At 62.1% G+C, this 12,854-nt stretch carries 11 protein-coding genes and 1 riboswitch; of the genes, 9 read left to right on the top strand and 2 right to left on the bottom strand.

From position 1 onward, the window contains the following. Positions 1–126: 126 nt before the first annotated feature. On the bottom strand, positions 127–1,500 hold the full coding sequence (gene cysS / locus BR41_RS02125; protein WP_035052102.1) for a cysteine--tRNA ligase: 1,374 nt from the start codon (positions 1,498–1,500) through the stop codon (positions 127–129). Between the two features lie 93 nt (positions 1,501–1,593). Continuing rightward, positions 1,594–3,081: a cobyric acid synthase gene (locus BR41_RS02120; RefSeq protein WP_035052100.1), complete on the bottom strand. Its 1,488-nt coding sequence runs from the start codon at positions 3,079–3,081 to the stop codon at positions 1,594–1,596. A 209-nt stretch (positions 3,082–3,290) separates the two neighbouring features. Here BR41_RS02120 and BR41_RS02115 point away from each other — a divergent pair, with 209 nt between their 5' ends. The 9 genes from BR41_RS02115 to BR41_RS25355 all read left to right on the top strand — a co-directional run bounded on the left by BR41_RS02115 (position 3,291) and on the right by BR41_RS25355 (position 12,819). Then, positions 3,291–4,100: a substrate-binding periplasmic protein gene (locus BR41_RS02115; protein ID WP_035052539.1), complete on the top strand. Its 810-nt coding sequence runs from the start codon at positions 3,291–3,293 to the stop codon at positions 4,098–4,100. A 170-nt stretch (positions 4,101–4,270) separates the two neighbouring features. Further along, entirely contained in the window at positions 4,271–5,218 is a 948-nt protein-coding gene (gene cbiB, locus BR41_RS02110) for an adenosylcobinamide-phosphate synthase CbiB (RefSeq protein WP_035052098.1), read from the top strand. Further along, positions 5,211–6,212: a threonine-phosphate decarboxylase CobD gene (gene cobD, locus BR41_RS02105; RefSeq protein ID WP_035052096.1), complete on the top strand. Its 1,002-nt coding sequence runs from the start codon at positions 5,211–5,213 to the stop codon at positions 6,210–6,212. The genes cbiB and cobD overlap by 8 nt, the downstream gene beginning before the upstream one ends. Before the next feature lie 90 nt (positions 6,213–6,302). Next, a complete protein-coding gene (relB, locus tag BR41_RS02100; RefSeq protein WP_035052095.1) occupies positions 6,303–6,530 on the top strand; it encodes a type II toxin-antitoxin system RelB family antitoxin in 228 nt (75 codons plus the stop codon). After that, complete coding sequence (locus tag BR41_RS02095; protein WP_035052093.1) at positions 6,514–6,783, top strand: type II toxin-antitoxin system RelE family toxin; 270 nt, start codon at positions 6,514–6,516, stop codon at positions 6,781–6,783. Before relB ends, BR41_RS02095 begins: the two co-directional genes overlap by 17 nt. Before the next feature lie 141 nt (positions 6,784–6,924). Beyond that, positions 6,925–7,118, top strand: a riboswitch (cobalamin riboswitch). 120 nt (positions 7,119–7,238) lie between these two features. Then, a complete protein-coding gene (locus BR41_RS02090) occupies positions 7,239–8,276 on the top strand; it encodes a HoxN/HupN/NixA family nickel/cobalt transporter (RefSeq protein ID WP_035052091.1) in 1,038 nt (345 codons plus the stop codon). A 7-nt stretch (positions 8,277–8,283) separates the two neighbouring features. Beyond that, entirely contained in the window at positions 8,284–8,622 is a 339-nt protein-coding gene (locus BR41_RS02085; RefSeq protein ID WP_035052088.1) for a (2Fe-2S) ferredoxin domain-containing protein, read from the top strand. Further along, positions 8,619–12,695, top strand: a complete 4,077-nt coding sequence (locus tag BR41_RS02080; protein ID WP_035052086.1) for a cobaltochelatase subunit CobN — start codon at positions 8,619–8,621, stop codon at positions 12,693–12,695. Before BR41_RS02085 ends, BR41_RS02080 begins: the two co-directional genes overlap by 4 nt. Continuing rightward, positions 12,688–12,819 carry a hypothetical protein gene (locus BR41_RS25355; protein ID WP_281173995.1) on the top strand — a complete coding sequence of 44 codons (132 nt, stop codon included), beginning with the start codon at positions 12,688–12,690 and terminating at the stop codon, positions 12,817–12,819. The genes BR41_RS02080 and BR41_RS25355 overlap by 8 nt, the downstream gene beginning before the upstream one ends. The last annotated feature ends 35 nt before the right edge of the window (positions 12,820–12,854 follow it).

Here is a 12,854-nt window from a genome sequence, read left to right as displayed (position 1 = left end):
CTCCTCTATCGCCTCACTATAGCGATGAGCTGGCACGGTATTCAGGAAAAAGCTTACGGATGGTAGGGCCGCCCGCACAAAAAAGCCGCCAGGTATTACCCCAGCGGCTTCAGGCACTTTGCCCGATCAGGCACGACGCCAGGTTGTCCCTTGCGGCCCGTCTTCCAGCACGATGCCAGCGGCGGTCAGTTCATCGCGGATGCGGTCGGATTCGGCGAAATTTTTCGCGGCCCGGGCGGCCTTGCGACCGGCAATGGCGGCTTCAATGCGTTCTGCGCTCCATTCCCCCGCGCTGACGCCCCCCTGCAAGAATACTTCAGGATCGCGCTCCAGCAGGCCCAGCACACCAGCCAGCTGCTTGAGCAAACGCCCCAGCTTGGCATCGCGGGTCTTGTTCACGTCGCCAGCCAGCTCGAACAGCACGGCGACGGCTTCCGGGGTGTTGAAATCGTCATCCATCGCCGCCTTGAAGCGCGCGGCCTGCGGCTGATCCCAGTCGATGCCGGTATCCGCTTCGAGCTCAAGGCCACGCAAGGCGGTATAGAGGCGGGTCAGGCCCTGGCGGGCATCGGCCAGCAGGCTATCGGCGAAGTTGACCGGACTGCGATAGTGGCTGCGCACGATGAAGAAACGGATCACCTCGCCTTCGAAATGCTGCAGCACATCACGAATGGTGAAGAAGTTGCCGAGCGACTTGCTCATCTTCTCGCCATCCACCTGGATGAAGCCGTTGTGCAGCCAGTAATTCACATAGGTGTGACCATGCGCGCCTTCGGATTGGGCGATCTCGTTTTCATGGTGCGGGAACTGCAGATCCTCGCCGCCGCCATGAATATCGAAATGACTGCCCAAATGGAATTCGCTCATCACCGAGCATTCGATATGCCAACCCGGCCGGCCCGGCCCCCACGGCGACGGCCAGGATGGTTCGCCCGGCTTGGCCGCCTTCCACAACACCGAATCCTGCGGGTCGCGCTTGTAGGGGTCGACCGCCACGCGCTCGCCGGCACGCAGGTCATCCAGCGACTTGCCGGACAACTTGCCGTAGCCGGGGAACAGCTTCACCGCGTAGTAAACGTCGCCGTTATCGGCCGGATACGCCAAGCCCTTGGCGATCAGCGTTTCAATCATGTGCACCATGCCCGGCACGTGTTGGGTAGCACGGGGTTCGAAGCTGGGGGCCAGCAGATTGAGCTGGCCGCAGTCTTCGTGCATGGCATCGATGAAGCGGCTGGTCAGCGCATCGATCGGCTCACCGTTCTCTGCCGCCCGCTTGATGATCTTGTCATCGATATCGGTAATGTTGCGCGCATAGGCCACGTCGTAACCGGACACCTTCAGCCAGCGAAACACCACATCGAACGCGGCCAACATGCGGGCGTGCCCGATATGACAGAAGTCGTACACCGTCATGCCGCAGACATACATGTTCACTTTGCCGGGCTGGATGGGTTTGAAGACTTCTTTTTCGCGCGAGAGCGTGTTGTGTAGTTGGAGCATGTGGAGGGCGAGGTCTGATGGTGAAGGCGGAAACAGGCATTCTAGCAAAGCTGACCAGGGGGTCGGGTGGGAAGTGATGACGGCGATATATTGTCAGCCCCTACCGGCCAGCGACGGCAAGAACCCCACCAACCGATCCAGCTGCAGATGCGCCTCCAGCATGTCGGTCAACCGCTCGATATGCGCCTCACGCACGGCGCGGTAATCCAGCGGCGCGGGTTCGGTCAGGCCGGCCCATTCCAGCAAGGCACGGCAAGCTTGTGGATGATCGAACAAGCCATGCAGATAGGTGCCGAGCACTTGGCCATCATCTGAAACCGCGCCATCCATGCCCTGTTCTCCATCGGCAAACAGAACGGCAGGCCGCGCCAACGCTGGGCCACGACTGATGCCCATGTGGATTTCGTAGCCACTCACTGCCGCATCCGTAAAAGCCAAGTTGCCCTCAACTCGTACCAGCCGCTTCTGCGCCGTCAGCTCGGTTTCCATGTCCAGCAAACCCAGCCCGGCCGTGCTGCCCGCGGCGCTCTCCTGGCCAAGCGGATCGTGCAAGGCGTTGCCCAGCATCTGGAAGCCGCCGCAAATGCCGATCAGCTTGCCACCCAAGCGCACATGGCGGCGGATTGCCGGTTCCCAGCCATTGGCTCGCAACCAATCCAGATCGTCGCGAACATTCTTGCTGCCGGGCAGGATGATCAGGTCAGCCGGTGGAATCGGCTGGCCGGGGCCAACCAGGGTCAATTCAACTTGCGGATGCAGGCGCAGCGGGTCGAAGTCGGTGTGGTTGCTGATGCGGGGAAACACTGGCGCGACCACACGTAAGGTCTGTCCACCGGCCGCCGTGTGATGCGCCTCCGGCTTGCCGAGGCTGTCTTCGGCTTCGATATGCAAGCCTTTCAAGTAGGGCAATACGCCGAGCACTGGCTTGCCAGTGTATTGCTCCAGCCAATCCAGCCCCGGTTGCAACAAGGCCACGTCGCCGCGAAAACGGTTGATCACGAAGCCAACTACCCGCTGCTGTTCCGACTCAGACAGCAGCGCCAGCGTGCCGACCAGATGCGCGAACACGCCACCCCGGTCGATATCCGCCACCAGAATCACCGGGCAATCGACCGCCTCGGCAAAACCCATATTGGCGATATCACCCTCGCGCAGATTGATTTCCGCCGGGCTGCCCGCGCCTTCGACCACGATGCAATCGTATTGCTCGGCCAAGCGACCATGCGACTGCAGCACGGCCTTCATCGCCTCGGGTTTGTAGGCGTGATAGACCGTCGCCTCCATATTGCCGATCGCCTTGCCCTGCACGATGACCTGCGCGCCGATATTGGTATTGGGCTTGAGCAGGATCGGATTCATGTCGGTGTGCGGTTCAATCCGGCATGCTTGCGCCTGCACCGCCTGTGAGCGACCAATCTCGCCACCATCCACCGTCACCGCGCTGTTGAGCGCCATGTTCTGCGGCTTGAATGGCGTGGTGCGGATGCCCCGGCGCACGAGCAGGCGGCACAGGCCGGTCGCGAGCGTGCTCTTGCCGGCGTCCGACGTGGTGCCCTGGATCATGATGGTTTTGGCTGGCATGGAAAGCTTCAGAGAGAACTTCAAAGGGGATTTGGGGGCGTAGTTTATTCCCGTTGTTGCGGTTTACGGACAAGCCATCCGCCAAAAAAACGCACTCCGAGCGGCAAGGCACACCGTATGTCTTTCCCGTATTGTGCGAATTTGACAATGTCATCAATCATGAATCACCGCACCAACCGGGTGCGATCTGGACCAGACAAGGTGACGCAATGGCGCGATGTAAACCTCGCCATCCCCAACTATTGCAAATGGCCCGCACGGCTTATCTGAGCGCCTTCGCCGCCGCAGCCCTGCTCGCATCCGCCGACGCAAACGCGCAGGACATCCGTACCGCAGCCCAAGATAGCTCCGAGCCTAAATTCATTGCCGCAACCGTCGGCGGCCAGCACGTAATCATCGGGCTGTGCATCGATATCATGCGGGCGATCGAGCATGAAGACCCCAGCCTGCACTTTGTCGGCGACCAACGCTGGATGCCCTTGCCGCGCATCGAACACAGCGTGCAGACAGGGGTACTGGATGCCGCATGCGGCTTGCTGAGGAACAAAGACCGGGAAACCCGGCTGCGCTATATCGAACCGGAGTTGTTTCCAGTGCGATACCACCTCGCTGTGCGTAGCGATGACCCGGTGCAGATCGAAAACTGGGACGACGTGCGCAAACTTGGTGACAAGGGCGTCATTCTTACCCTCTCCGGCTCAGGCGAGATCAAGCGCTTGCAAGAAGTGGGCGGCTTGATCATCGATGCCCAAGCGATGACCCCGCTGCAGAACCTGCAAAAACTGCACTCCGGCCACGGCCGTTTCTTCCTGCAACGCTACCCCGGCCTGGACCGGGATATTCGCCAAGCCGGGCTGGTCGGCAAGATCAAGGTGTTGCCGGCGGTGATGGATGGCACCAGCTTCTATCTGGTCTTGGGAAAGCACGTTTCGCAGGACACGGTAGAGCGATTGCAGAAAGCCATCATCTCGCTCACCAAGCGCGGCGAGCTGGCGAAAATCGCAGAAAAATGGAATTAGTTGGCGGCTGACCTTGGCTCGATGGCGACCTCAAGGACAACGCCCCAAACATGCGACAGTTGCCTCACCAGCATCAACAGCGCCTAAAATTGCGCCGGCTTTTCGTCGCCCCAAACCAAAGGACGGCCGCGGCGGCAAGCAAAGACCCGCAAATTCCCATAGGCGTATCCGTGACTCCTTCCGTTTTTCTGCTGTTGGCCATGTTGCTGGATAAAGGACTGGGCGAGCCACGCCGCTGGCATCCGCTGGTGGGATTTGGCGCGTTGGTACGCAAAGTGGAAGCGATGCTTTATCCGGCTGCACCGCATGAAGCATCCTTGCGCACACGATTACGTGGCGTGCTGGGCATTGCGCTATTGCTGATCCCGTTCACGCTGGCAGCGGCCGGCCTCGCAACGATTCCATACGTCGGGCCGCTCGCAAGCATGCTGCTGCTCTATCTCGCCATCGGCGCCACCAGCCTTTCCCAACATGCCCAAGCCGTGGTCGCGGCACTCGATGCCGGCGATTTGCCTCTGGCACGCCAACGCGTCGGCATGATCGTCAGCCGCGATACCAGCGCGCTGAGTGAAGAAGACGTCGCCCGCGCGACGGTCGAATCGGTACTGGAAAACGGCAGCGACGCCGTGTTCGCGGCGGTGTTCTGGTTCCTGCTGCTAGGCGCGCCCGGCGTGGTGCTCTATCGGCTTGCCAATACGCTGGATGCCATGTGGGGCTATCGCAGCGAGCGCTATATCTACTTCGGCTGGGCCGCTGCCCGTTTCGACGATGTGCTCAATTACATCCCTGCCCGGCTGACGGCGGCGACTTATGCGCTACTGGGCAACACCCGTGCCGCCTGGCAATGCTGGCGTGCCCAAGCCCCGACCTGGTACAGCCCGAACGCCGGCCCGGTGATGGCTGCGGGTGCCGGTGCACTGGGCGTGGCGCTCGGTGGCGCGGCGTGTTACCACGGCGCATTGAAACAACGGCCGGCGCTTGGCCTGAATCGTGCGCCGGACGTGAATGACATTCGCCGCGCGATCCGGCTAGTCGAACGCGGCCTGTGGCTCTGGGTGGGCATCGCCTTGCTGGTTTCGCAGTCCATATTGGCTTGGCAAGGAGACCTCCATGCTTGACCACGGCGGCGGCATCCTCGCAGCAGCACGACGCTATGGCATTCCGGTCGGCGACTGGCTCGACCTTTCCACCGGACTCAATCCACATGGCTGGCCGGTTGGCAATCTGCCGGCCGAAGTCTGGCAACGCTTGCCGCAAGAACACGACGGACTGGAAGACGCCGCAGCGGCCTACTACGGCAGCCCCTCGCTACTGCCAGTTGCTGGCTCACAAGCAGCGATCCAGTCCTTACCACTACTGCGCACGCCGGGCTCACGCGTCGGCATGTTGGCGGCGAGCTACGCTGAACATGCGCATGCCTGGGCAAGACACGGACACGTCGTCACGGGCTTCGCGGAGCACGAATTGCTCGATGCGGTTGCCGAACTCGATGTGGTGCTGGTGTGCAATCCCAACAATCCGACGGGCTGGCAGGTGCCCCCCGAAACATTGCTCGGCTGGCGAGAAAACCTCGCCGCACGTGGCGGCTGGCTGATCGTCGACGAAGCCTTCATGGACTGCACACCGCAACACAGCCTCGTGCCATTCGTTGGCGAACCGGGGCTGATTGTCTTGCGTTCGCTGGGCAAGTTCTTTGGCCTCGCTGGCGCGCGGGTGGGGTTCGTGTTTGCGTGGCGTGAGCTGCTCGATGCGCTACGCGAAGAACTCGGTCCTTGGACCATTAGCGGGCCGGGTCGAGCAGTAGCCAAGGCCGCGCTACGGGATACCAACTGGCAGGTTGTGGCGCTTGGGCAGCTCACAGCAGAAAGCGCCCGGCTGGCGGCCCTGCTTACCGAACATGGTTTGCCGCCTGCTGGTGGTACTGCGCTCTTCCAGTGGCTGACCACCCCACACGCCGCTGAGCTGCACGATTTCCTCGCGGCGCGGGGGATTTTGATTCGTCATTTTGCGACGTCGAACAGTGTCCGGTTTGGGCTGCCTGCGGATGAGGGCGATTGGAAACGGCTGGCGGCTGCGCTGGCGGATTTTTCAATGGACTCGGTCACGAAATAAGCCTCTATCGAGCCTGGTTGCCCCCTGATGCGTAGCGCGCGGATGGTCGAAGAAATACAATGAATACAGATATTCACCAAGGACACAATCATGCCAACTTCAATCCGACTTGATCCTGTGATTGAGCAACGACTTGATCATTTGGCCGCTGAAACAGGTCGCACCAAGGCATATTACCTGCGCGAACTGATCACGAATGGTCTGGACGATTTGGAAGACTACTATTTAGCCGCCGCAACGATGGAACGCGTCCGTAAGGGCGAAGAGAAGGTCTATTCCGCCGAGCAAGTGAGGAAAGATCTTGGCCTGGACGATTGATTACACTGAAACGGCAAAAAAGCAGCTTCGCAAGCTCGACAAACAAACCGCACGACGCATCCTTGATTTCATGGATGAACGCATCGCCGCCCAAGCAGACCCTCGCGCTACCGGCAAGGCGTTGACGGGGCTGATGCTTGGGGCGTACTGGCGCTATCGAGTCGGCGACTACCGAATTCTCTGCGATATACAGGACGGTGCACTTCGCGTTCTCGTCATCGAGATTGGTAATCGGCGAGACATCTACCGTTAAAACACAACGAGAAAGCTGTACGCCTCGCCATCGCCATCGCCATCGCCATCGCCAACTTTCCGACCAGCGCACCCACCCCGCATACACAGCCCCTACCGCATCACGTATCATCCGCCCTCAAATCGATGGTGCCCGAAGACGTCCGCAAATCAGCTGTTTGGCTGATCGCCGGATCAGGGTGAAACGGGAATGCGGTACAAAGCCGCAGCTGCCCCCGCAACTGTAAGTGACGAGCCTGCGCCACAACGCCACTGGAAGTGATTGCCACTTTCCGGGAAGGCGGCGCAAGGCGATGACGCACGAGCCAGGAGACCGGCCATCGATCTTCAGTCGACGTGAGTTGAAACCGGGCGGGGTGTACCGGGGGATAACAACAATTGGCCTGATCTGCGCTGTGCTCGGCGGATCGCGATTGTCCTCACTCACGGCGATGTGTCTTGCCAAAGGATATCTCCATGGCTCCGTCGCTTTCCCGTTTCTCCCATCTGCGTGCGCCAGCCGGCCTGTTGCTGCTGCTGATCGCCGTCAACGTCTTCGCCTGGGGCTGGGCCCTTGTCGCCTTTGGCGGCCATCCCACCTTGTTGGGTACCGCCCTGCTCGCTTACCTGTTCGGCTTGCGCCATGCCGTCGATGCCGACCACATTGCCGCCATCGACAACACGGTACGCAAGCTGATGCAGGAAAAACAGCGCCCGCTCGCCGCCGGTTTTTTCTTCTCCGCCGGCCATTCGGCCATCGTCATTCTCTCGGTCGGCGCGATCGTGTTCGCCACCTCGGCCTTGCAAGGTCGGCTTGAGTCATTCAAGGCCGCTGGCGGCGTGATTGGCACCGCCATTTCGGCGTTTTTCCTGCTGACCCTCGCGCTGATCAACCTGATCGTGCTGCGGGATGTATGGCGCAATTTCCGGCGCGTGCGGCAAGGCGAGTCGATCAGCGATGAACAGATGGACCTGCTGTTGGGCAACCGGGGTTTCCTCGCCCGCCTGCTGCGTCCGCTGTTCCGGCTGGTCACGCGCAGCTGGCACTTGTTCCCGATCGGCTTCCTGTTCGGGCTGGGGTTCGAGACGGCCACCGAAATCGGCCTTTTCGCCATCGCCACCACGCAGGCCAGCCATGTCTTGCCCTGGCACATCTTTGCCTTTCCGGTGCTGTTCGCCGCCGGGATGATGCTGGTCGACACACTGGACAGCATGCTGATGGTCGGCGCTTACGGCTGGGCCTTCGTCAACCCGGTACGCAAGCTCTGGTACAACCTGACCATCACGCTGGTCTCCGTGCTGGTCGCCTTCATCATCGGCGGGCTGGAGGCGCTCGGCCTGATTGTCGGGCAATTCAAGCTGTCTGGCGGCGTGTGGGACGTGATCGCCCAGCTCAACGACAACCTCGCCCACTTCGGCTACTTCGTCATCGCGCTCTTCGTGCTGAGCTGGGTGGCTTCCGCCGCGATCTACAAGTGGAAACGGCTCGATACGCTGGCCGTGAGCCAAGCCTGAGTCCCCGATGAGAACCCACCACAAACACGTACTGATGTGCACCGGCCCGCGCTGCACCGAGAACGGCCTGCAAGCTGAGGAGATGTTCCAGCAACTCGGCCAAGCCATCGACGCCCGCCCCGGCATCGGCGTGAAACGCACCCGTACCCATTGCTTTGCCGTGTGCAAGCAGGGGCCGATTGTCGCGGTGTATCCGGATGGCGTGTGGTATCGCAAGGTGGATGCCGCAGCGATCGAGCGCATCGTGGATGAACATCTGGTGGGCGGCTGCCCGGTGGAACCGCTGATCTTCCACAAGCTGGGTATCGGCGATTTGGAAGTCTGCGACGAGGGCGGCCAGCCATGAGCATCGTTCTCCTCACTCACGCCGGCACCGACCTCACCGCGCTCAATCGCGCCCAAGCTGCCTTGCCGGATGACTTCGTGACGACACACGGCATTCATCTGCAAACCGTAGCGACCAGTGAAGCGATGGCGGCGCTGCTGCACGGCACGCTCGAAACCGCCCGCATTGTGCTGGTGCGCGTGCTCGGCAACGCCAGCGCTATTCCCGGCTTCGATGCCTTGGTCAAAGATGCGCATGCAAACGGGCGACATTTACTCGTCGTCAGCGGCACCGGCGAGCCAGACCCGGAGCTGGCCGCGCTATCGAACGTGCCCGCCACCGTGCTGCACGAAGCTACCGGCTATTTGCAGGCAGGTGGCGTTGGCAATATGGCGCAGCTGCTGCGCTTCCTCGCCGATCGTTTGCTGATGACCGGCTTCGGCTACGCACCGCCGGCCGCCCTGCCCGAGCACGGCATCTATCACCCGGAACTATCGGCGCAGTGCTCGCTGGATGACTGGCACGCCATCCGCAACCCGGACTGGCCCACCGTCGGCATCACCTTCTACCGTGCGCATTGGGTCAGCGGTAACACGCGCTTTATCGATGCGCTGGTGGATGCCTTGGCCGAGCGCCAGCTCAATGCGCTGCCGGTCTATACCGCCTCCTTGCGCACGCTGGATCAAACAACGGGTCTACCGGCCGCGCTGCAGTTTTTCCAAGGCATCGACGTCCTGATCAACACCACCTCGTTCGCGATGGGCGACGTCAACGCCGATGGGCCGACTCAGGCAGGCTGGTCGGTCGCGGCATTCGATCGGCTCGATATCCCGGTGCTGCAGGCCATCACCAGCAGCATGACGTGCGAGCAGTGGACGCAATCGGAACGCGGGCTGAATCCGCTTGATACCGCCATGAACGTCGCGTTGCCCGAGTTCGACGGCCGTATCGTCAGCGTACCGATCTCGTTCAAGCATGCGAGGGATGGGATGCCAGCGGACGAAACCGACTATGCACCCGTAGCGGATCGCGTGCGCCGCGTGGCCGGCATCGCTGCCCGGCAAGTCGCCTTGCGCCGCACACCACCCGCGCAAAAACGCATCGCCTTCATCTTCACCAACTCCAACAGCAAAGCCTCGCAAATCGGCAACGCGGTCGGGCTGGATTCGCCGGCCTCGCTGTTCGCCATGCTGCACGCGATGCAACGGCAGGGTTATCAAATCAATGGCCTGCCCGAGACCAGCAACGCGCTGATCCACGAACTGATCGACCGTGGCGCGTACGACGAAGCCTATCTGAGCGCCGACCAGCTCAGCCGTGCCATCGCCAGCGTACCGGCCGCCCGCTACGCCGAATGGTTCGCCAAACTGCCGCCCACGCTGCAGACCAAGATGCAGGAACGCTGGGGCGACGCGCCCGGCTCCGCCTACGTACACGACGGCAAGCTGGTGTTCGCCGGGCTGAAATACGGCAACGCCTTCGTCGCACTGCAGCCGCCCCGTGGCTACGGCATGGACCCGGACGCGATCTACCACACCCCCGACCTGCCGCCGACGCACCATTACTACGCGCTGTATTGCTGGCTGCGCGACGAGTGGAAAGCCGATGCCATCGTACACGTCGGCAAGCACGGCACGCTGGAATGGCTGCCGGGCAAGGGCGTGGGCGTGTCGGAACACTGCTACCCGGATGCGCTGCTCGGCGACATGCCGATGTTTTACCCCTTCATCCTCAACGACCCGGGCGAAGGCTCGCAGGCCAAGCGGCGTGCGCATTCGGTGGTGATCGACCACCTGACCCCGCCCATGACCACGGCCGACACCTACGGCCCACTGGCGCAGCTGACGCAGTTGGTGGATGAGTACTACCAAGTGGAAATGCTCGACCCGGCCAAGCTGCCGCTGTTGCAGCAACAGATCTGGGACTTGATCAAGGCCGCCAATCTCGATGCCGATCTGGCGGCGATGCTGGCGCACGATCACGGGGATCATCACGACCACGATCACGGCCATCCTCACCCGCATGATCATTCCCATCCGGCCGCGCACTTGCATGGGGTGCAAGGGGTTTCTGCGATAGCGGGCGGCAAATATCGCCCGGTTGCCGTCAAATCCACCGCCAAACCCGCAACGGCTACAGCAGGGAAATATCGTGTAGTTGGCGCTGCCGCACCACATGCGCACGGCCATCACCACCACGGTGATCACGACCACCACCATGATCATGACCATCACGATCACGAATGGGACGACACCCTCAACGCCGATGGCGTCCCGCTGACGCTGGCCAAGATGGAAGGCGTCGACGTCGCCCACCTGATCGAAGACATCGACGGCTACCTGTGCGAACTCGGTGCAGCGCAAATCCGCGATGGCCTGCATACGCTCGGCCAAGCGCCGCAGGGCGAAGCACTGATCGACATGATCTGCGCACTGGTGCGATTGCCGAATCTGGCGGTGCCGGGCTTGCCGGCTGGTATTGCCTCGGCAATGGGCGCTGATATCAGTGAATTGCTGGCCGACAAAGGCAGGCGGCTGGCAGTCATCCCACCAGCCTTGCAAGCGCTCACCGCCAAACCGCTCGTCACCCGCGCCGATGCGCTGGACGAAATCAACGCCTTGGGCCGCGAGCTGGTCGCCGCGCTGGCTGAGCACCGCTTCGCGCCGTCCGCCATTGAAAGCATCGTCACCACCGCCCTGCCCGGCCTCGACGCCGGCAACGTCAAGCGCACGCTTGCCTTCATCTGCGACGAACTCACGCCCAATCTGGCGCGCACCACGGAAGAAATCGACAACCTGCTGCGCGGACTCGCTGGCGGTTATGTGCCAGCCGGCCCGAGCGGCGCACCCACGCGGGGCATGGCGCATGTGCTGCCGACCGGCCGCAACTTCTACTCGGTCGACCCGCGCAGCCTGCCGTCGCAAGCGGCGTGGCGCATCGGTTCTGAACTCGCCAACGAAGTCGTCGCCCGTCATCGCAAAGAAACCGGCCACGCGCCGGAAACGGTCAGCATCAGCGTGTGGGGCACCAGCGCCATGCGCACCCACGGCGACGACATCGCCGAGATTCTGGCGCTGCTCGGCGTGCGCCCGGCATGGCAGCCGGAAAGTCGCCGCGTGGCCGGTATTGAAGTGATTCCGCTGGCTGAGCTGGGCCGCCCGCGCATCGATGTGACCGTGCGCATCAGCGGCTTCTTCCGCGATGCCTTCCCGCACCTGATCCATCTGGTGGATGAAGCCGTGCACACCGTGGCGCGGCTGGATGAGCCGGTCGAGCAGAACTTCGTGCGCAAGCACTATCTGGCCGACCTCAAAAACGCGCTGTTCAGCAACGCCGAACAACGCGCCCTGTACCGCGTCTTCGGCTCCAAGCCGGGCACTTACGGCGCGGGCATCCTGCCGCTGATCAACGAACAGAACTGGCAAGACGACGCCGACTTCGCCAACGCCTACATCAACTGGGGCGGCTACGCCTACACCCGCAGCGAGAACGGTGCCGACGCCCGCAATGATTTCCGCCATCGGCTGTCCGGCGTGGAAGTGGCGCTGCACAACCAGGACAACCGCGAGCACGATATCTTCGATAGCGACGATTACCTGCAGTACCACGGCGGCATGATCGCGACGATCCGCAGCCTCACCGGCCGCCAGCCGCGCCACTACTTCGGCGATACCCAGAATCCCGACAGCCCGGCCGTGCGCGGCCTGAAGGAAGAAGTACTGCGCGTATTCCGCTCCCGCGTCGCCAACCCGAAATGGATCGCCGGCATCCAGAAGCACGGCTACAAGGGCGGGCTGGAGCTGACCGCCACCGTGGATTACCTGTTCGGCTACGACGCCACCGCGCACGTGGTCGATGACTGGGTGTACGAGCAGCTGGCCGATACCTACGCGCTGGATGCGCAAATGCAGCAGTTCTTCGCCGAGAGCAACCCGTGGGCGCTCAATGCGATTACCGAACGGCTGCTGGAAGCGGCGCAGCGGCAGTTGTGGGCTGAACCGAAGCCGGAGACGCTGGCTGCGCTGAGGGCGCTGCATTTGAAGAGTGAGGCGATGCTGGAGGCGCGGGCTGAAGGAGGGCGTGCTGATGCCTAAGGACCTCTCTACAAAAGATGCGGCGCAATGCCCTTCGGGGATTGCGCCCTACGAACTGAGCAAACAGTTGCCGGTCTTTGTTTCCGCAATGGTTGTACTGCGGGTTTTCTCCCCTTCGCGCTAAGCGCCGACGGAGTGTCGCGAGACCTTAGGCTCGCG

The organism is Andreprevotia chitinilytica DSM 18519, from assembly GCF_000711875.1.
Taxonomy (GTDB): Bacteria; Pseudomonadota; Gammaproteobacteria; order Burkholderiales; family Chitinibacteraceae; genus Andreprevotia; species Andreprevotia chitinilytica.
The sequence above is the reverse complement of the archived record's forward strand: the minus strand, read 5'-3'. Positions and strand labels throughout refer to the sequence as shown.

What these genes read in the sequence shown, in the direction of transcription:
- cysS (WP_035052102.1), bottom strand. Translation starts at nt 1,500, where the DNA reads ATGCTCCAACTACACAACACGCTCTCGCGCGAAAAAGAAGTCTTCAAA.
- BR41_RS02120 (WP_035052100.1), bottom strand. Translation starts at nt 3,081, where the DNA reads ATGCCAGCCAAAACCATCATGATCCAGGGCACCACGTCGGACGCCGGC.
- BR41_RS02115 (WP_035052539.1), top strand. Translation starts at nt 3,291, where the DNA reads ATGGCGCGATGTAAACCTCGCCATCCCCAACTATTGCAAATGGCCCGC.
- cobD (WP_035052096.1), top strand. Translation starts at nt 5,211, where the DNA reads ATGCTTGACCACGGCGGCGGCATCCTCGCAGCAGCACGACGCTATGGC.
- relB (WP_035052095.1), top strand. Translation starts at nt 6,303, where the DNA reads ATGCCAACTTCAATCCGACTTGATCCTGTGATTGAGCAACGACTTGAT.
- BR41_RS02090 (WP_035052091.1), top strand. Translation starts at nt 7,239, where the DNA reads ATGGCTCCGTCGCTTTCCCGTTTCTCCCATCTGCGTGCGCCAGCCGGC.
- BR41_RS02085 (WP_035052088.1), top strand. Translation starts at nt 8,284, where the DNA reads ATGAGAACCCACCACAAACACGTACTGATGTGCACCGGCCCGCGCTGC.
- BR41_RS02080 (WP_035052086.1), top strand. Translation starts at nt 8,619, where the DNA reads ATGAGCATCGTTCTCCTCACTCACGCCGGCACCGACCTCACCGCGCTC.
- BR41_RS25355 (WP_281173995.1), top strand. Translation starts at nt 12,688, where the DNA reads ATGCCTAAGGACCTCTCTACAAAAGATGCGGCGCAATGCCCTTCGGGG.